18 protein-coding genes are annotated in these 18,839 nt (G+C 43.8%); 7 read left to right on the forward strand and 11 right to left on the reverse strand.

Translation table 11 applies throughout. The features are described from left to right. Nucleotides 1–48: 48 nt before the first annotated feature. The 3 genes from H0262_RS00540 to H0262_RS00550 form a co-directional block, all read right to left on the reverse strand. Entirely contained in the window at nt 49–1,053 is a 1,005-nt protein-coding gene (locus tag H0262_RS00540; RefSeq protein WP_181209314.1) for an oxidoreductase, read from the reverse strand. Nucleotides 1,054–1,139: 86 nt separating this feature from the next. Further along, complete coding sequence (locus H0262_RS00545) at nt 1,140–2,117, reverse strand: zinc-binding dehydrogenase (protein WP_181209315.1); 978 nt, start codon at nt 2,115–2,117, stop codon at nt 1,140–1,142. A 139-nt stretch (nt 2,118–2,256) separates the two neighbouring features. Continuing rightward, nucleotides 2,257–2,511, reverse strand: a complete 255-nt coding sequence (locus tag H0262_RS00550; protein ID WP_011512396.1) for a DUF2798 domain-containing protein — start codon at nt 2,509–2,511, stop codon at nt 2,257–2,259. A 185-nt stretch (nt 2,512–2,696) separates the two neighbouring features. Here H0262_RS00550 and H0262_RS00555 point away from each other — a divergent pair, with 185 nt between their 5' ends. After that, nucleotides 2,697–3,314: an aspartate/glutamate racemase family protein gene (locus tag H0262_RS00555; RefSeq protein WP_310502976.1), complete on the forward strand. Its 618-nt coding sequence runs from the start codon at nt 2,697–2,699 to the stop codon at nt 3,312–3,314. Nucleotides 3,315–3,434: 120 nt separating this feature from the next. On the opposite strand, the gene H0262_RS00560 is transcribed toward H0262_RS00555, so the two are convergent. Next, a complete protein-coding gene (locus H0262_RS00560) occupies nt 3,435–4,940 on the reverse strand; it encodes an MATE family efflux transporter (protein WP_259275368.1) in 1,506 nt (501 codons plus the stop codon). 325 nt (nt 4,941–5,265) lie between these two features. Here H0262_RS00560 and H0262_RS00565 point away from each other — a divergent pair, with 325 nt between their 5' ends. Further along, entirely contained in the window at nt 5,266–6,213 is a 948-nt protein-coding gene (locus tag H0262_RS00565; RefSeq protein WP_181209317.1) for an alpha/beta fold hydrolase, read from the forward strand. Nucleotides 6,214–6,345: 132 nt separating this feature from the next. Here H0262_RS00565 and H0262_RS00570 read toward each other — a convergent pair whose 3' ends face one another. From H0262_RS00570 to H0262_RS00590, 5 genes are all read right to left on the reverse strand, one after another. Next, a complete protein-coding gene (locus H0262_RS00570) occupies nt 6,346–7,497 on the reverse strand; it encodes a nitronate monooxygenase family protein (protein WP_259275369.1) in 1,152 nt (383 codons plus the stop codon). A gap of 269 nt (nt 7,498–7,766) precedes the next feature. Further along, complete coding sequence (locus H0262_RS00575) at nt 7,767–8,144, reverse strand: DsrE family protein (protein ID WP_011512403.1); 378 nt, start codon at nt 8,142–8,144, stop codon at nt 7,767–7,769. Between the two features lie 246 nt (nt 8,145–8,390). Then, nucleotides 8,391–8,933 (reverse strand): acyl-CoA thioesterase, encoded by a 543-nt coding sequence (locus H0262_RS00580; protein ID WP_181209318.1) that lies wholly within the window; start codon nt 8,931–8,933, stop codon nt 8,391–8,393. A gap of 52 nt (nt 8,934–8,985) precedes the next feature. Further along, nucleotides 8,986–10,038, reverse strand: a complete 1,053-nt coding sequence (locus tag H0262_RS00585) for a YheT family hydrolase (RefSeq protein WP_181209319.1) — start codon at nt 10,036–10,038, stop codon at nt 8,986–8,988. Nucleotides 10,039–10,156: 118 nt separating this feature from the next. After that, nucleotides 10,157–10,753, reverse strand: a complete 597-nt coding sequence (locus tag H0262_RS00590) for a YigZ family protein (protein WP_181209320.1) — start codon at nt 10,751–10,753, stop codon at nt 10,157–10,159. Nucleotides 10,754–10,951: 198 nt separating this feature from the next. On the opposite strand from H0262_RS00590, the gene H0262_RS00595 reads away from it, so the two are divergent. Next, nucleotides 10,952–11,656: a pseudouridine synthase gene (locus H0262_RS00595; protein ID WP_149409081.1), complete on the forward strand. Its 705-nt coding sequence runs from the start codon at nt 10,952–10,954 to the stop codon at nt 11,654–11,656. Between the two features lie 325 nt (nt 11,657–11,981). Beyond that, nucleotides 11,982–13,067: a disulfide isomerase DsbC N-terminal domain-containing protein gene (locus tag H0262_RS00600; RefSeq protein WP_181209321.1), complete on the forward strand. Its 1,086-nt coding sequence runs from the start codon at nt 11,982–11,984 to the stop codon at nt 13,065–13,067. A gap of 137 nt (nt 13,068–13,204) precedes the next feature. On the opposite strand, the gene H0262_RS00605 is transcribed toward H0262_RS00600, so the two are convergent. Further along, nucleotides 13,205–13,858 (reverse strand): DUF2939 domain-containing protein, encoded by a 654-nt coding sequence (locus tag H0262_RS00605; RefSeq protein WP_259275370.1) that lies wholly within the window; start codon nt 13,856–13,858, stop codon nt 13,205–13,207. A 484-nt stretch (nt 13,859–14,342) separates the two neighbouring features. Here H0262_RS00605 and dnaJ point away from each other — a divergent pair, with 484 nt between their 5' ends. The 3 genes from dnaJ (at nt 14,343) to H0262_RS00620 (ending at nt 17,502) form a co-directional block, all read left to right on the forward strand. Then, complete coding sequence (gene dnaJ / locus H0262_RS00610) at nt 14,343–15,479, forward strand: molecular chaperone DnaJ (RefSeq protein ID WP_011512410.1); 1,137 nt, start codon at nt 14,343–14,345, stop codon at nt 15,477–15,479. A 170-nt stretch (nt 15,480–15,649) separates the two neighbouring features. Next, nucleotides 15,650–16,480, forward strand: a complete 831-nt coding sequence (gene dapB, locus H0262_RS00615) for a 4-hydroxy-tetrahydrodipicolinate reductase (RefSeq protein ID WP_181209323.1) — start codon at nt 15,650–15,652, stop codon at nt 16,478–16,480. A gap of 101 nt (nt 16,481–16,581) precedes the next feature. After that, nucleotides 16,582–17,502, forward strand: coding sequence for a hypothetical protein (locus tag H0262_RS00620; RefSeq protein WP_181209324.1), 921 nt, complete (start codon nt 16,582–16,584; stop codon nt 17,500–17,502). A 95-nt stretch (nt 17,503–17,597) separates the two neighbouring features. Here H0262_RS00620 and H0262_RS00625 read toward each other — a convergent pair whose 3' ends face one another. Continuing rightward, nucleotides 17,598–18,773: a type III PLP-dependent enzyme gene (locus H0262_RS00625; RefSeq protein ID WP_011512413.1), complete on the reverse strand. Its 1,176-nt coding sequence runs from the start codon at nt 18,771–18,773 to the stop codon at nt 17,598–17,600. Nucleotides 18,774–18,839 lie beyond the last annotated feature (66 nt).

An 18,839-nucleotide genomic window follows, 5' to 3' on the forward strand; every position in this document is an offset into this window, starting at 1 on the left:
CCTCAAAAGAGATGCTGCCTTTTACTTATAAACCTAGTTCTTAAAACCCTAACCCCGCACATTCACCACATAACGCCCAACCGTTTGACTCGCCATAAAGCGATCTAAGTATTCCGGCGTTTGCTCAAGCGTAATCTCTTCACCATAGCTCTCTAGGTTAGGCAACTTCATATCAGTAGCAACGCGCTGCCAAATCGCTTTTTTATCCGCCAGTGGAATATAGACCGAATCGATACCCAATAACGACACCGCACGGGTGATAAAAGGTATCACTGACATCGAAAACTCAGCGCCGCTCGTCAAACCACAACTGGTCACCGCGCCGCCAGCTTTGGTTTGCTTAAGTAGGTTCGCCAAATAATCGCCGCCAATCGTATCAATAGCGTTTGCCCACAGTTCACGACCGGCAGGTTTATCTCCGACCTCGTTAATGGTATCGCGATGACGGATTTCACTTGCACCAAGCTCTTTTAGATATTCGCTCTGCTCAGGTTTGCCAGAGAAGGCGATGATGTCATAGCCTAGCTGACTTAAAATCGCGATACTGATACTACCGACGCCGCCCGTTGCGCCCGTGACCGCGACTGGACCATCTTCAGGTTTTGCACCCATTTTTTCTAGCTTTTGGATACTTAAGGCTGCAGTTAAGCCGCCAGTACCATATATCATCGCTTCTTTTAGCGTTAAAGAAGATGGGCATTCGACCGCCCAATCGGCCGGTATAGAGATCATCTGACTGAGACCGCCATCGGTATCCATGCCCAAATCATAGCCAAAGACCACGACTTCTTGGCCTGCGGTAAACGTGCCAGACTTATCACTGACCACCACGCCTGCCGCATCGATACCAGGGGTATGCGGATAGTTTTTGGTGATTCTTTTATTGCCTGATGCCGACATGGCATCTTTGAAGTTTAGTGATGAGTAATGCACTTCGATTAATAAATCGTTTTCAGGTAAGTCACTGACGCTGCGTTCTTGAATACTTTTACTAAAAGTGCCATCAGCATGTTCTTCGACGACCAAAGCTTTAAACGTTGTCTGTTTAGACATAAGGCTATTCCTAATTGGATTTTTTATATAGATATCCATTTGCGAGTAGAGAAAAATGCTCGAAACCTTAAGATATAAAATGAATCTTAAGGTTTTAACAGTACCTTACCGTTTTTTTCTGACTGCATTTTCCCGTCAACTGCTTTTAAGATATCAGCCAAATCAAAGGTCGCTTCAACGGGCAGTTTTAAATTGCCATTGTTAGCACGCTCGATCAGCTCATCAACCAAGCGTTGCTTATTCTCAACGCTCATTTCTTGACTGATTTTACTGCCCCAAAAGCCTTTAATCGTCGCTTGTTTAAAAATAATGTGGGTTGGATTTAGCACCATTGGTTTGCCTGACATGATGCCAAACGATGCTAATGTGCCACCATGACCCAGTAATGCCAGCAGATCATTACTAGACTCACCACCGATAGAATCAACCGCAGCACTGATTTTTTCATCACCAAGGATGGCTTTTACTTGATCTTTCCAGTCGTCATCTGAGGTATTGATATTATGCTTAATACCCAGTGCTTCTAATTCCTTGATAGCATCGCCACTTCTCACGACATTAATGGTGTTAATACCACGCGCGGCAGCTAGCATGGCGAGCGATTTGCCGACCGCGCCATTGGCAGCATTATGGATAACCCACTGACCGCTTTTTAGTTCTAAGAACTCAATCAGCATCAGCGCGCTCAGTGGCATTGCAATCAATTGTGCTGCCATTTCGTCATCTAAGCTGTCGGGCATCGGGAATACCATATCTTCCACAGCGACGAAATACTCTGCCCACGTCGCTTGTACACTGGCGGCTGCGACACGCTGACCGACTTTTAGATTCTTAACATCGCTGCCTACTGCATCGATGATACCGACCGCTTCACTACCACCGATGGCAGGCATTTCAGGTTTAAAGCCATATTGACCGCGAATGGTTAGTAGGTCATGGTTGTGGATAGAGGCGAGTATCGTTTTGACTCGGACTTCATTGGCTTTAGGCTCTGGAGTAGGGCGGTCGCCGATGCTGAGTACTTCCGTTGGTTTGCCAAAATGATCATAAGTTGCGCTACGCATGATAAATCCTTTTTTTAGTTTTTAGATATTTGTCTAAGAAGTGAGTTGATTTGCAACCATCAACAGTAACAACTCTGCTTACCAGTTATCAGTACTTGTTTGGTTAAGGAACGTTGTTATGTACTTATTATCGTATGACTCAATAAAACTCAATCCGACTAAGCACGTGCTCTTGTACCAGATACGCACAGATATAGGCGCTCGGCCACGCAAAGACAAAGGCCAGCACCCACGAGTGCATTAATTCCATAAAGAAGCCATCGACAAACCCTACTTTAACCAGTAATAAAGCGGATGAGATAATAAGTGACATCATCAGCGCCATCAGACCAGTAAAGATAAGACGGTAGTACTTGCGCCTTGCGCGTATTCTGATAATAGGGAAGTTTGCCATAATGTTGAATTTTCCTACATGATAATAGTGAGGCTCAATGAACGATGATGAATAGCATTATGAGGCGTCGTTATTGACTATCATAGCGTATGCTGGTGAGTGGATAAAATCGTTGTTATTAATAGTGACGTTCGTTACATTTTAATGATCGTTATTTCTTTTCTAATAATGAGAATATTCTAAATATTGGCAACTTACATTCAGCAGACTTATTGATTCATAGTGTCGACTTTGCGCCAATTGGCGAGTTACAAGCCCAAGGCAAGTGGGAAGAGCTGGGTGATGTCATGGTAAACAGTGGTAAGCGCTTACAAGCGGCTGGTGCCCAAGGTTTATTAATTGCGACCAATACCATGCATAAAGTAGCGGAGCAGGTACAAGTGGCGACGAATTTGCCACTGATACATATTGCTGATGCGACCGCAGATGCGATTAAGCAGCAAGGTTTAACCAAGATTGCCTTACTCGGTACACAATTCACCATGACTGAGGACTTTTATACACAGCGTCTGATTGATGCGGGCTTGCAGGTGCTGATACCAGATACCGATGCGCGTGCTGAAGTCCATCGCATCATCTATGATGAGCTGTGCCAAGGACAATTGCTTGCCAGCTCACGGCAATATTATACGCAAGTGATTAATGAGTTAGCGGCACAAGGCGCTGAGGGCGCGATATTAGGCTGTACCGAGATTGGATTGTTAATTAGCCAAGCAGATAGTCCAATCCCCGTGTTTGATACCACCGCTATTCATGCAGCCGCAGCGGTACAGTTTTTATTAGGTAATGAAAATTTTAGTTAAAGATAAAACCAGTTTCGGTATTTGCAGTAGTAGGTAAGTATGATGAATAATGTACTCGCCCATGCTAATGAGCAAAAGCCGCTCGACTAGGCGTTATGCGTGTATATATAAACCACGTTATTATCGTTTATTCTTTTTTATCACACGGAGTCTATGAAGATGAAGTCTTCTATGAAGTCGTCGATGCAACCTTGTGATACGGCGCAAAGGTGACAGCTTCCATACAGTCGTCGGTACAAGATCTCGAAACGACGCACTGGTGCCTGTATGCGCGCGAAACTCCTCAGACCTTTGCGCAGCTTCCTCTGCGGGCAAGTGTTTGCCTTTGCGCCATCCGCCGTACAAATATAGTCCTGCTCCCATCACGGCGGTTGCCACCATGCCTGCTGGAAAGGATAGCCAAAGGGCATCGGTTCCAAGTAGAGGATAAAGCCCGAAAGCAAATCCAAGACGCACTGGATACATCGAAATGACCATGACAATCAACGGCCAAATCACATAGCCGTTTGCACGCATGGTGCCAAACAAAACCTGCGCTATCCCAAAAAAGATAAAACCCCATGTCGCCATTAGCTGAATATGACGCCCAATCGGCACCGCTTCACTGTCACTGCCGAGGAAAAGTCCCAAGATAGTCTCATCAAAAATGGTCAGCAGTATGATAATAAAACCGGTCAATGCCAGATTAAAAATCAGTCCCCAGCGTGTGATCCCTGCGATTCTGTGCCATTGATTGGCACCGATGTTCTGTGCAACCATCGCACTGGCCGCAGCACTTAGCGCCATTGCTGGCATCTGCACGTAGGTCCAAAGCTGCTGGGTTGCGCTGTAAGCGGCTGTGGTCTGTACACCTTCGCGATTAATCAGCGATAACATTGTCAATGCTGCCGAAGAGATGACGATCATCTGTAGACCCATCGGTAACCCCTTAGAAAACATCGACTTCAGGATGTCTCGGTCTGCGCGCAAAAAGCGAAGCTCCGGCAACTTAAGCGTTAGCACAGAGCCACGCAGATACATAGTGGCTAACATGCCAATGAGCGCTAGCGTATTTGCGACAGCTGTTGCGAAAGCCGAGCCAAATATGCCCCACTCGGGAAATGGTCCTAGACCCAAAATCAGCGTCGGCGTCAAAATCAGATCAATCACGACCGATATAATGATAAACCAAAGCGGCGTCGTCGAATCACCTGTCCCGCGCAGTGCCATCATTATCAGCGTAAACGTAAGTGTGACGGGCATCGCAATAAAAATCATGCGCAGATAGGTTAGGGCAAGCTCTACAGCACTTGCCGGCGTGCCAAGCAGCTCAAGTAGTATCGGCGCAAATATCCACCCTACTGCCGACACTATTACGCTTATCGGAATAATGCTGCCCAGCGCCGTGCCCATGGTTTTCTTAACCATAGCGTTATCACGGCTGCCCATTGCCTGACCAATCAAAATAGTAGACGCCATACCGAAACCAAACACGAAGGAGATCAGTATAAACATCAAGATATTGCCGTTGGCCGTCGCTGCTAACGCTTCCTCACCCAAAAATCGACCTACCCAGACAGCATTGATCGAGCCGTTCAATGACTGTAATGCAGATGACCCAAGGGTTGGTAATGCAAATAAAAGCATGGTTTTAGGGATCGAGCCTTGGGTGAGGTCACGCCGTTTACCAATGGAGGTATCTGTTTTACTCAATGTTTATCCTTTTGCAATATGCAGGGCCAACTAAACAAAAGCGCTTATCATAAACCAGAAAGCGTCTATGGTCTTTATTAGAGCTGTAACCCCTCGGCAAACGCTATGATTATTTGCCTGTCATTTTTTTGGGCGATTGTCGAGCAATTTATAGGGGGAGGGTGGTTATTATAAGTTCTTAAACTTAAAATACTCTTGTGCTAGGATGATGCTTTTTACTTCTTACTTCATTTTTCTAGTTTTCAAAAAGGATATTTCGATGCTATTAAAACGCCTAGGCCTTGCCACTTTGTTAAGCTTTTCAGTCGTTGGTTGTACCACAGCGCCCAATACCTTGGCGATAAATACCACCCAAAAGATTATTCAGTATGAACGCTCAAAATCAGACCTTACGACTCAGTCATTTACGTTAAGCTCTGGCGATAAAATAGTCTATGCAGAAAACGGTAATGTCGCGGGCGAGCCTTTATTATTGATTCATGGCTTTGGCGGTAATAAAGACAACTTTACTCGTATCGCTCGGCAGTTAGAGAACTATAATCTGATCATTCCTGATTTGCTCGGCTTTGGTGACTCTAGTAAACCGATGGCGGCTGACTATCGCTCGGAGGCGCAAGCGACGCGCTTACACGAGCTACTGCAAGCTAAAGGCTTGGCATCTAGCATTCATGTCGGTGGCAACTCAATGGGTGGCGCTATCAGTGTGGCTTATGCTGCGAAGTACCCTAAAGAAGTCAAAAGTCTGTGGCTGATAGATAGTGCGGGCTTTTGGTCAGTGGGTGTGCCGAAATCCTTAGAAAGTGCAACTCTTGAGAACAATCCACTATTGGTCGATAAGAAGGAAGACTTTTATGCTATGTATGACTTTGTTATGTCTAAGCCGCCTTATATTCCTAAGTCTGTAAAAGCCGTATTCGCGCAAGAGCGTATCGCTAATAAAGCATTAGAATCCAAAATACTCGCGCAAATAGTTGAAGACAATGTTGAGCAGCGTGCCAAGGTTATCGCTGAATATAATATTCCAACACTAGTGGTTTGGGGTGAGGAGGATAAGGTCATCAAGCCTGAAACAGTGACGCTAATAAAAGAAATTATCCCACAATCACAAGTGATTACGATGCCAAAAATCGGTCATGTACCGATGATAGAAGCGGTGAAAGATACGGCGAATGATTATAAAGCGTTTCGTGAAGGGTTAAAGAACTAGTCATTTACATATGATATTTTAAGGCGTAAATGATCCAACGTTTGACTAGATATGAGCTGTAGTTAGTCTTCAATGAGATAAGTACAAACATTATAAGGTGCTACTGGTATCAAATTTTGTTGCTTACTGTGCTTACGCAGACAGAGGCTGCGAATAATTAATCCCAGTAGCATTGTATTCTTTTAAAACTGTATCTACTCTATTGTAGGCTGAGTTAAAAATCAGCCTACGTCGATCAAAATAACTCTCTCTTACCAGTCGCTCTAGCAGTTCAACCGTGCGCTCTTGTCTGACCAAAGTGACACCTTGTCCTGCCCATAAAGATTGATGTTCGGCATCGCGGTTTTTGGTTGCATGGGCACGCAAAAATTTGGTCATCGCATTTAATTGTGGGTAAGGCGGTAGCTCATGCGCGCTCTCAAATTGAGCAAAATCATGCAAATAATCATTTAATAAACCACGAGCCTGTTTCCCTGAGAATAATCTGGTTAAGCGCGTCTCAGAACTGCGTCCACCTTGACTGGCATCGAGTAGCGCTTGCTTATAAATGTCATTGATTCCGCATTTATCTGTGGTCAAAAATGCTGTTCCGATTTGCGCAAGCTCAGCACCAGCTGTTTGAACTGCTTTGATGTCCTTTCCGTTCATAATGCCACCAGCCGCGATTAAAGGAATATCGGTGCAGGCACGCGTTTGACTTATTAGCGTCAATAATCCCAATGGATCGTTTTCACTTTGCGGCAACCAACCACCGCGATGCCCACCCGCTTCGACCCCTTGCACGCATACCGCATCTGCGCCAATATCTGCCCATGCTTTTGCTTCCAATGGATGATTGGCAGTACCGACGACCCGTGTGCCTAGACTCTGCAAACGCTGCACCTGCTCAGCGCTGATAATGCCAAAGGTAAAACTGGCGACAGGAACGGGATTGTCATAGAGCACTTGTAGCTGCTCTGCAAAGCTTAGCGCTGGGTGCTTCGGTAGAGTAAATTCAATATTTTTCTCTTGATAGTAGTTACTTAGCCAAGCAGGGATTTCGCTATCCAAAGCACTAGATTCATACTCTGATAACACCATCAGATTGACCATAAAAGGACGATCGGTGAGCGATTTAATGGTGTTGATTTCACTATTTAAAACGTCTGGCGCCGTCATGCCAGCCCCCAATGACCCTAATCCACCAAACTTACTCACCGTCGCCGCCAGCTCAGGGGTGGTTGCTCCTGCCATCGGCGCTTGAATAATAGGGTAGGTCAAATCAAGGGTATTCAGTAAGGTCATGACAGGCTTCCTTGTTATTTTATGAAGAGGTTTGCATGACTTACTTTAGCAAAGCTGGATGGCGTGCGTGTTAGATAATGTGTATTTAGTTGCTGAATATAGAAGGTGAGGTTTGACTATAAGACTGTTGCCAATACTTATCATTCAAACTGGGAATAAGGTTAGAAATCTAGAATTTAACGCCAAAAAATAAGTCAGCTCTTAAGTTATCAAAAAGATAATTAAGAAAACTGACCCATTTTTATATACTAATTGCTTAGCTTAAACGCTTAATTCAACTGCAAAGATCCCTTAGCATTCATCAACAGCTCAACCACATCATCGCCACTGATGACCGTGAAGCGCTTATCAATGGCTGATTCTTCTACGCCACCATGTTTCATACACGCGCCGCAAACCAATACTTGACCGCCTTTTTCGATAAAGGCTTCTAGTAATTCGCCAGCAGGTTCAAAGGGATCACCAATATCGACATTATCTAAAGCGTTCGGCAATGCCAAATGCACCGCGTCCACCATCAATATGACTGATGCAGAGTGACCTTTTTTAAGCGCCACACCCGCCATAGTAAAAGCTAAGGTGATCTTGCTTGGGTTTGACTCACTATTATCAAACAGCGTACCGACATAATCCGTATTATTAACCATATTATTTTCCTTTATTAGACTGTTTCTAATTAGATAGTATTCAGTTGAGTATAAAACTCACTACTATCCTAACATTGATTATATTTATTTATATAATGTATTGTTAGCAAATAGTAGTTATAAGGTTAACTGATTGTGAATAGCTGTCTATGAAGAAGTTGATCATAACAAGCGGATTTTGACGAAGCGCTGCGATGCAAATGGTTAAATAACCAGTCCTTATTTTGAGGTAAGCCTAGCAAAAACCTAAGATTGTGGCGGCCATGGACGATCGGCATCACTGACAATCCATTCTGCCACATAGCCGCTCGGCGGTAGCTGCCAATCCGATTGATCTAAAGCTGCCAGTACTCGTGCCGTCTCGATGACCTTACCGCCTTTGGTGACGCCTGTACGTAGTAGTGCCGACGAGCAAGGCTTGCCTTTTACCCACATCGATTGCTCAATATATATCCAGCGCTCATCGAAGCCGACGATTTTGGTCTTCATGGTGACTTTTTCAAAAGCACGGATGCGTTTGCGATATTGGATGGTACTACCAGCGACGACCAAGCCCCAACGCTGCTTAAGCAGTTGCGTGCCAAGCCCGCTCCGTACTGCAAAGTCGGTACGCCCCATATCATAAAGGGTCAGCACGCGACCATTATTCATCTCTAAGAAATTATCAATATCTGTCAGACGGCAGCGAAAGGTAATCTCACTGATTTCTTTAAACGTTAAAGTATTGCCTTTTTTCACTTGCAGCGCGGCATGGGCGATGGTGCTGGCGTAACGGATAAACGGATACATAAAGCAGTCTCAAAATATTTAAAGATAAAAACGATGTTTTTTATTTTATAATTTATCTAGTTTTATTAGATGGTACGCCAATATGATTAAAGTAGGCACTCACGGTTTCAGGTATCCAGTTGATATCAAACTTTGATTTTTTACTTGGAGTTTTTACATTGCTATTGCTTGTACGATAACGCAAATAGCCAATATGACCCCCGTGTGTCGTATCTAATATAGTGACACTGTCTGAAACATCATTGGGCGTGGCAGTAAAGCCAATAAAAGGATCGTCTTTGGCGCTAATAAGCAACAGCGGGCGTGTGACATTCCTTAAGTGAGGTAGGGCAGAGGATGAATGGTAGTAATCATTATTAGAGCGGTAACCATGCCTAGGCGCAGTGAAGATATTATCAAAATCGCTAATGCGTTTTACCGCTTTGATAGAAGCAATCTCGTCTGCAGTAATTTCATTTGCCAAGGCTTTTTTAATAATCGGGTTGAGCAAATAAGGGGTATAGATACGATGACTCAAAAAGCTATGCATCGTAATAGCAGCCGATGACATATCAACTGGCGCAGATATTACCGCTGCGCCGTCGCATAGCGCCTCATCACCATATTCACCCATATACTTTGCCAAGGCATTACCGCCAAGTGACACACCAACCCCATAAATATGGGCGTAATTCTCGCGTAAGTTCTCTAACATATGATGCACCTCGCCCGTGTCACCAGCGTTATAGAACACTTTGCCATTAGCGGGAATACCACCACAACTGCGAAAGTGAGCGACGACAAAATGCCAGCCTTGCGCGTGCATTTGATACGCCAGCGCACGCGCGTAATGGCTATCACTGCTGCCTTCCATCCCATGAAAAAGTACGATTAATGGTGTTTGTTCAAGTTTGCCATTTTCTAAATCTTGGACAGGATGGGCGTCATAAAAGTCATAAGCGATATCTGTTTCGCAAAGTGAATCTTGTTTAATCACGCGTCGGTAATTTGGTGTTTTTGGCGCAAAAAACTTCGGTAAAATACTTTGCAAGTGCGGATTGGTGAGCCAAAACGGCGGTTTAAAAGGGGCAGGTGCGAATGGTTTTGTCGACTTTGAGGTTAGCATATTTTAGTCTTATTTTATGTTTGTTAAAAAATCGTCTTTGAAAATCAGTGCCTTATCATATCCAAGGTCGTCGTCAAAACCAACGGTTTTCAGTGAACGCATGATTACTCATTTAATTTTAAGACTTATCTAATACGCGTCCATCCATCGCAAGGCGTTCTTTTAAATGCTCGATATTTACCTCAGCGAGCGTCACAGTCAAGGTAACTTGCTTACTATAGGCGACATTTTCGATGCTGCCGTTTAAGCTCTCGACGACATAGCGGCACTGGGCTTCGGTGGCGAATTCTGCCAGTATTTCTACCGTGATCATAGGAACATAAGGGCTTAGTATCATCTCGTCCACTGCCGCTTGCGCTGAGCCTGCATAAGCACGGGTCAAACCGCCAGCACCGAGCTTGATACCACCAAAATAACGGACGACGATAATAATGACATTGCCGATAGATTTATGTTGCAAGACATTTAATATCGGTCGTCCCGCAGTGCCATTGGGCTCGCCATCATCGTCAAACCCTGCGCTGGTGGTGTTATTGGGATCGCCAATAATATACGCCCAACAGTGATGACGGGCATCAGCATATTGCTCACGTAGTTGTTCCACATGAAACATTGCCTGCTCACGCGAGGTCACTGGATAAGCATAGGTAATAAAGGCAGATTTTTTGATTTCTAAGCGTGCAGTGACGACACGTTTTAGCGTTTGATAGCTCATATTTCATCAGGCTTAGGTTGGATATGGTAAACTTGTCTAACTTTCACTGTTGTCCGTATTTGGCGCAGTGTAAATTTCATTTTTCATTATAGTACCACTTCTGACCATTGAAGATAGCCAACAACAGACGTGCACATGCATGCATCGTTGGTCTTTGATTGAGAGTGAGTATCCCAAAACGGATGGTAGGCAAATCGTATGCGTCTAGATAAATTTCTGAGTAAAGCCACTGAGCTGTCGCGTAAAGAATCCAAAAAAATTCTGCACGCTGGTGAAGTCACAGTAAACGAGCAAGTCATTAAAGATCCCGGTGTACATGTCGATATTGTTAATGACGATGTACAGTGGGCAGGCGAGCCATTGTCGGTCGCCACTGGCAATCGCTATATCTTACTTCACAAGCCTGAAGGCTTTGAATGTACCCTAAAGGCCAAAGAATACCCAATCGTTACTGACCTTATTGCGGTGCCAGAGCTTGGCAGTTTACGTATTGCTGGGCGTCTTGATGTTGATACAACTGGTGCATTGCTCATCAGTGATGATGGCGGCTGGCTACATCGCGTAACTAGCCCAAAGCATGAACATGCCAAAGTCTACGAGTTGACGTTAGCAGATGCTATGGATAGTGACGCTCAAGCCAATGCTACTAAGGAAGTGGCTGAAGGCATCCTTTTAGAAGGTGATCACGAAGAAACCAAGCCTGCGACCCTCGAGTTCATCGATGAAACTCATGCGCGTTTAACCTTAGAGCAAGGTAAATACCATCAAGTAAAACGTATGATGGGCTATTTCGGTAATAGAGTGGTTGAGCTACATCGTGCTAGTGTCGGTCATATTACTTTAGACGGATTGGAAAAAGGCGACAGTCGCTTCTTAACACCAGAAGAAGTAGCAAAATTTTAGAGTTATAGCCTATTAGGTTATAAAATTATGCTTTAGAAAAATTACTTCAAAATCAGCAGCCACTCAATAGTGTGCTGCTTTTTGCGTTCTGCTACTCAGCTATTTCTGTTAATTAGCATTAGCGGCTGCCTGTGTTGCCTATCTCTTAAAGCTCAGTAGCAGTTTTGCAAAATTAAGTCTTTAATACTTTGAAAAAAACCTCCTTGTGCTACAGTCAGCCTATCTTTTTTAATCTATATTTTTACATAATGTTATTTACTGCTCTTTTATTAAATAGGCATGAGTGAATAACGATCATTATTAAAAACCAGATAGGACGGTCTCTGTGAAACTCCCTGTATTAAAATCCGCAAGTTTGATTGGTGTTATGTTGTTAGCAACCACTGCTTGCGCGCAGCCGAACACTGCCGATATGACCAATAAAACAGTCAGCCAAAAAGTTAACCACAGCGCCCAAGCTGGCCAGAATACGAAAGCTATTGGTACAGTCAGTAAATCTGTTGATAGCCGTTTGCGCCAATTGCTGACCCAAGCAGGTATCAAAACGCAGATAACCTCGATTGTACCCTCTAAATTACCCAATATGTATCAAGTCAATTTGGCTGAGCAATTGCCGCTACATATTACTGAAGATGGTAAATATGTCATTCAAGGCGAGCTGCAAAAGAATCCAAGCAAGCGAGTAGTAACCAAAACGCCAGCGCGTAGCACCAGCGCGCAAATAGGTAAGCCTGTCAGTGCCAGTATCAAATCTGACATACTGGCAAATATGGGCGCGCTTAAGAACATGAGTAACAAAACACCGTTCTTTTACACTGCAGTACCGGGTGTGATTTGGGGTGCGACTTTAGAGGGCGTACCGTTCTTGTTATCAGATGACGCCCAGTACATCACCGATGGTGAGATATCAGTCATCGAAAATGGTCAGTTTACTGGGCTTGATAACCGCTTTGAAAAGCTTAAAAATCAATCTGTCCTAACCACATTGGATACTAAGCAGCTGATTACCTATCCTGCCACTAGTGCTGAAAAAGCGGTGATTTACGTAGCAACGGATGTCAATTGCCCTTATTGCCGCAGATTACATAAGCAGATGCCGATGCTTAATGCCAAAGGCGTGACGATAAAAACCATTGGTTATCCGATTTATGAAGCGTCGCCTGAGCAAATGCGCGGTATCTGGTGCCAAGGTAATGAGGATAGTCGTCGTAAAGCGCTTGATCAGGCGATGCTACATGGCAAGATGACACCAGCGCCCGCATCTTGCAAAACTGATGATGTGGCAGGCAATCGTGAAAAAGCGGCAGGTTTAGCTGTCATGGCAACTCCTGCTATTTATCGTGAAGATGGCGTATTGTTTCAAGCGAGCTTTGAGAGTCCTGAGTTTTTGGAATTCTTAGGAGTAAAATAAGTCGTTGATATTTCTATAGTGTGATATTTCTATAATAGTTATGATGGATATCATATTGAATAATGAATAAAACCCCGCCCTATAAACATAGCTCATAGGGCGGGGTTTTATTCATATAACAGTTGATGGTAGCAAGTCTATTGCGGCAAGACGATATCGACGATTTTCCAGTTAATTAAACTCTCACGCTGCATCTCTATAGTCAAAGGATAGCCTTTTACTTGTCCACTGATGGTGAAGCAATTGATACCGCAGTAACTTAATTGGGGTTTGTCACTATCTGTCCCTTGGGCTGCCTGCTGTTCAAGCTCATCAGCCTGCTTTTCCATGATTTGCTGCATCTGATTTTTGACCACAGCATTAACATCACCGCGATGAATAATCAGATTTTGAATGAGATTTTTTAAATCTACTTGATTGCTAGCGATTGCCCACGCTGCCGCCAGCTCTTTAGTGGCAGTGTTGGCTTGACCTTGGGTATTGATGACTTTTTCAATGTTTTGCGGTGTGATGGCACCAGCGACTGCTTGCATAATAAAACCATTAGCCGCCTCTTTTAGTGGCTCGCCACCAAGCTCAGCGACCAATGGGTATTTTGTCATGGTCACGGCAAATTGCTCAGTGAGCTGGTTTTGCATACTTGGGCGTACTGTCTCATAGTCGATAGCTGCCGCGATAGTCGCACCATCTTTGGCATCATAAGCCTTTTTAAGCTGATAAGCGCTGTAATAAGGCGAGCCTGCATAAATAGTAACGGCAATGACAATCAATAAAATAATCAGCTTTTTCATAAAAACGATACCTTGATACAAGCGTAATGGCGATGAGTATAAATAGGACTTTAAAGAGTAATGTTCGAGTACAGTTGGCTTAAAATAAAAGAGCATCACCTTTAGTGGTATTCATGTTTTAAACGGACTCGACTACCGCTATCTATATGGCGATAAATACTAGCATGGCTGAGCATTATGTAGGTATAAAAACCTTTGTTCATTCCTTAATGAATTCTTTTTAATATTAACTAAAGAGTCTAATTAACACTTTGTACTTCTGCCAACTTGATAAATGCTGCTGCCATCTCCATAAATAGCGCAAACTTTTAATAATTGATTTGACTAAGCAGCACCCCACTGTATTCGCTGGTAAGATTTATACGATTGTCATCACTGTTCTCTGTCTTCCGCTATGTTTCATGTGAAACATTTTTTGCGATGATGAGCAGTATTGAACGATAAAGCAACCAAGCGGTGGACTGTGAAGACGATAGGAGAGCCCATGAGTAAGCGCGATTTTTATGAAATACTAGGTGTCAGTAAGACCGCTGATAACAAAGAGATCAAGCGAGCCTACCGCAAGCTTGCCATGAAATACCATCCAGACCGTAACTCTGAAGACCCAGATGCTGAAGAAAAATTTAAAGAAGCATCGATGGCTTATGAAGTATTAAGTAGCGAAGAAAAACGCTCAGCCTATGACCGTATGGGTCATGCTGCTTTTGAAAACGGCATGGGCGGTGGTGGTTTCGGCGGTGGCGGTGGTGGGAACTTCCAAGATATCTTTGGTGATATCTTTGGCAACTTTGGTGATATCTTTGGTCAGTCACGTGGCGGCGGCGGTGGGCGTTCGCGTCGCGGCTCAGACTTACGTTATGTGATTGAGCTGACTTTAGAAGAAGCGGTACGCGGCTGCAAAAAAGAAATCAGCTTTACAGCTCCTGCGCCTTGCGATACTTGTGATGGTAAAGGCGCAAAAAATGCCTCTGATATCGTGACTTGCCAAACTTGTCATGGTCAAGGTCAAGTTCGTATGCAACAAGGCTTCTTTGCCGTTCAACAGGCCTGCCCACATTGTGGCGGTACTGGTAAACAAATTAAAAACCCTTGTTCTGACTGTCATGGTAATGGCGTCAAAGACAAGTCACGCACGCTAGAAGTTTCTATTCCAGCAGGCGTTGATGATGGTGATCGCGTCCGTTTAGCAGGCGAAGGCGAAGCGGGCGGCGCTGGCGTACAAAACGGCGACTTATATGTCGAAGTACGTGTCAAACAGCACAACGTCTTTACCCGTCAAGGTGCCGATTTGTATATGGATGTGCCAGTTAGTATCACTGATGCAGCACTCGGTAAAGAAGTTGAAATCCCAACCTTAGATGGCAAAGTGAAAATCAAGGTTGCAGAAGGCACACAAAGCGGTAAATTATTACGTGTCCGTGGTAGAGGTGTGACACCAGTACGTACGACGATGAAAGGTGATTTGATCTGCCGTGTGGTCATCGAAACACCAGTGAATCTGACTCGTGAGCAAAAAGATTTGCTACGTCAATTCCAAGATACACTGGATGGTGATAGTAAGCATCAGCAGTCACCACATAAAAAATCTTTCTTTAAAAAGATTGGCGATTTGTTTGACTAACAGTATTTTGTGTTTGAATGGATAAATGATAAAAGCTCGATAGTTTCACGTGAAACTATCGAGCTTTTTATTGGTGCTATAAAAAACCATTCATAAGCTGATATTTGCTAAACTTAGCCTAATAAATTTAAAAACCAGCGTATTAAAAATAAAGTACTTAGGATAATTATATGAGTCAGCCAGAGAATAAAAAAATGATTAATGTCGGTGTCATCGGTGCAGGTGGACGTATGGGACGTATGCTTATCGAAGCGATACAAGACAATCCACAAACGATATTAACTGCAGCGATTGAGCGTCAAGGTTCAAGTTTAGTTGGAGCTGATGCGGGTGAAGTTGCTGCGGTCGGTCGATTGGATGTGCAAATAGTTGATGATTTACAGTCAGTGATTAATAAGATTGATGTATTGATTGACTTTAGCTTGCCTGCTGCTACTGAACAAAACATGCAAGTCTGTGCTGAGCACAACGTCGCCATGGTTATCGGCACGACAGGATTTAATGAGCAGCAAGAGCAAGTATTGGCAAAAGCGAGTGAGCAAGTTGCTATCGTTTATGCGGGTAACTATTCAACAGGCGTTAATCTGTCATTAAAGTTACTAGGTATGGCTGCCAAAGCTTTTGGCACTGATGCTGATGTAGAGGTCATTGAGGCGCATCATAAGCATAAAATCGATGCGCCATCAGGTACTGCTTACATGATGGCAGAAGCTGTAGCAGAAGCACGTGGACAGAATCTAAAAGACGTCGCTGTCTATGGTCGTGAAGGACAAACTGGCGAGCGCGAAGCAGGTACGATTGGTATTCATGCGATACGTGGCGGTGAAATCATCGGCGATCATACTGTGATGTTTATTGCGGATGGCGAAGTTGTTGAAATTACCCATCGCGCGCGCGCAAGAATGACTTTTGCTGCTGGCGCTGTGCGTGCCGCTACGTGGATTGTTCAGCAATCGGCTGGACAATATAATATGCAGGATGTCTTAGGTTTGAATGACTAGGCTTTAACGAGTAAGGTTTGAATTATTAAGTTTTTTTCTCATGGTTTGGTAGCTACTGAGTATGGCTTTTGATAGCGTTTAACTATTGCTAGAGGTCAATTATGAATAAGTTTAGTGAAAATCTGATAGCGAGTCTTGGTCGAAAGCTGGCTATGATAAAAACTGTCAAAACCATAAATTATGGACGCCAGATAGCATTTATCCTAAGTTTAACTGTAGTGCCAATAGTCGTACAAGCAGCTGCTTATCAAACCTATGTCATTCATACGTATGGCAGTGATGCATTGCTACCTTCCGTTCGTCAGCAGTTAAATGCTAGTCGCGACGGCGGCACGGTATCGACTTATCAAGATAAGCTAGTGCTTCGTACCACTGCCAGCAACTATCAGGCAGTACAAAAGCTATTGGCACAGATTGACCGTCAGTCACAGGCATTGACGGTCGCTGTGCGTGTTGGCAATAATAGCAGTGCTCAGGATAATATTCAGCAAGGGCAGGTCACTATTAGTAATAGCGGTATCCAAGGCGTAGGGATTATTAACCAGAGTAATAGCCAACAACAAAATAACAACTTATACCAAATCCAAACCTTATCGGGTAGCGCGGCAAGCATCAGCACTGGTACACTCTACGCACTAGATCAAAGCTATACTGCCAATAGTTATCCAACCTATCCAGCTTACAACCGTCCAGTAGGAAGGATTGTTATCCAGCAGCAGGTCTTATTGCCAACGAGCCAAGGTATTGCGGTCACGCCAAGACTGTTACCGAATGGACAAGTCGAAGTACAATTGACCCAAGTTGAAGAAAAGCTCGTGCGCGCCAATCCTTCATACAATCGCTATGGTTATAATAGTAGCGTGCAAGGGCAAAGATTGCATAGCACCATTATTGTGCCACGTGGACAGTGGGTGACTATCGGGCAAATCTCTCAAAACAGCCAAAATCAGACCGCAGGTTATGGTGGCAACCAAAATAACAGCCTTAGCAATGATGTGCCAATATCGCTACTAGTACAGTAGCTAATGATAAATACTATAGCGAAATAAACATAAAAAAGCGCGGCACTGTTATTCACAATGCCGCGCTTTTTATAGTAACGATTATTTATCACAAATTAGTCAACATAGACCACTTCTAACGGTGGAAAACCATTGAACTCAATAGATGAGTACGAGTTGGTATAAGCACCCGTAGTTAACCAAAATATCTTGTCACCAATCTCTAGCTCTTCTGGTAGCTGATAACCTGCCTCTTCATACATAATATCAGTTGAGTCACAAGTAGGACCTGCTAATACCACCGTACCCGCGCTGGTTGAGGTTTCCATTTTAGGTGTATAAACAGGGTACTTGATGGCTTCACCTAAGGTTTCAATTAAACCTTGAAATAAACCCACATCGGTATAGACCCAACGTGTCAGATCAGTATGCGATTTACGAGAAATCAATACCACGTCACTAACCAGTACGCCTGAACCGCCAACCAATGAGCGACCGGGCTCTAAAATAATCTCTGGCATATCTTCAGCACTATAGTCATCGCTTAAGTAGCTTTGAATCTCTTCAGCATAGACTTTGATAGGATTGACTTCGCTCAGATAGTTTGCCGGAAAGCCGCCACCCAAATTAATCATTTGAAGCTTAATGCCTTCTTCGTTCTTCATCCAATCAAACATATATTTAACTTTGGCTAAAGCATCATCCCAAGCGGCAACGTCTTTTTGCTGACTGCCCACATGGAATGAGATGCCATAAGGTACCAAGCCCAATTCTTGCGCTTGAATCAATAGTTCAATCGCCATATTGGGGTGACAACCAAATTTGCGTGACAATGGCCATTCAGCGGTATCTGAACCTTGTACCAAGATACGTACAAATATTTTTGAGCCAGGTGCATGTTTTGCGATATTTTTTAAATCTGCTTCTGAGTCGGTTGCATACAAATCAACCCCTTTTTCAAAGGCGTATTTGACATGTTCAGGCTTTTTGATGGTATTACCATAAGAGATACGTGAGGGCTCAACGCCGCAGTCAAGCACGCGATCAAGCTCATAAATCGATGCACAGTCAAAGTTTGAACCAAGCTCAGCAAGCAGATTGATGACTTCAACAGCAGGGCTTGCTTTCATCGCATAATGGATTTTAGCATGAGGAAAAAAACCAACCATTTCATGATATTTTATTTTAATGCGATTAAGATCAACCACCAAAAATGGTGTTTCACGACCTTCAGCCGCTTTAGTAAATTTCTGCCAGCCGGCAGGGTCAAAATATTGGTCGATTTTAATCATAGTAAGACCTTTAATAAAAACAGTATTTAATGAGAACAAGGAATGAAGCTAACAAGGAGTGATGCT

Origin of the sequence: Psychrobacter sp. D2 (assembly GCF_013608135.1) — a bacterium.
Taxonomy (GTDB): domain Bacteria; phylum Pseudomonadota; class Gammaproteobacteria; order Pseudomonadales; family Moraxellaceae; genus Psychrobacter; species Psychrobacter cryohalolentis.

Bases quoted from the DNA above. Each gene is read 5' to 3' on its own strand.
- H0262_RS00540 (WP_181209314.1), bottom strand. From the start codon at position 1,053: ATGTCTAAACAGACAACGTTTAAAGCTTTGGTCGTCGAAGAACATGCT.
- H0262_RS00545 (WP_181209315.1), bottom strand. From the start codon at position 2,117: ATGCGTAGCGCAACTTATGATCATTTTGGCAAACCAACGGAAGTACTC.
- H0262_RS00550 (WP_011512396.1), bottom strand. From the start codon at position 2,511: ATGGCAAACTTCCCTATTATCAGAATACGCGCAAGGCGCAAGTACTAC.
- H0262_RS00560 (WP_259275368.1), bottom strand. From the start codon at position 4,940: ATGCTTTTATTTGCATTACCAACCCTTGGGTCATCTGCATTACAGTCA.
- H0262_RS00565 (WP_181209317.1), top strand. From the start codon at position 5,266: ATGCTATTAAAACGCCTAGGCCTTGCCACTTTGTTAAGCTTTTCAGTC.
- H0262_RS00570 (WP_259275369.1), bottom strand. From the start codon at position 7,497: ATGACCTTACTGAATACCCTTGATTTGACCTACCCTATTATTCAAGCG.
- H0262_RS00575 (WP_011512403.1), bottom strand. From the start codon at position 8,144: ATGGTTAATAATACGGATTATGTCGGTACGCTGTTTGATAATAGTGAG.
- H0262_RS00580 (WP_181209318.1), bottom strand. From the start codon at position 8,933: ATGTATCCGTTTATCCGTTACGCCAGCACCATCGCCCATGCCGCGCTG.
- H0262_RS00585 (WP_181209319.1), bottom strand. From the start codon at position 10,038: ATGCTAACCTCAAAGTCGACAAAACCATTCGCACCTGCCCCTTTTAAA.
- H0262_RS00590 (WP_181209320.1), bottom strand. From the start codon at position 10,753: ATGAGCTATCAAACGCTAAAACGTGTCGTCACTGCACGCTTAGAAATC.
- H0262_RS00595 (WP_149409081.1), top strand. From the start codon at position 10,952: ATGCGTCTAGATAAATTTCTGAGTAAAGCCACTGAGCTGTCGCGTAAA.
- H0262_RS00605 (WP_259275370.1), bottom strand. From the start codon at position 13,858: ATGAAAAAGCTGATTATTTTATTGATTGTCATTGCCGTTACTATTTAT.
- dnaJ (WP_011512410.1), top strand. From the start codon at position 14,343: ATGAGTAAGCGCGATTTTTATGAAATACTAGGTGTCAGTAAGACCGCT.
- dapB (WP_181209323.1), top strand. From the start codon at position 15,650: ATGAGTCAGCCAGAGAATAAAAAAATGATTAATGTCGGTGTCATCGGT.
- H0262_RS00620 (WP_181209324.1), top strand. From the start codon at position 16,582: ATGAATAAGTTTAGTGAAAATCTGATAGCGAGTCTTGGTCGAAAGCTG.
- H0262_RS00625 (WP_011512413.1), bottom strand. From the start codon at position 18,773: ATGATTAAAATCGACCAATATTTTGACCCTGCCGGCTGGCAGAAATTT.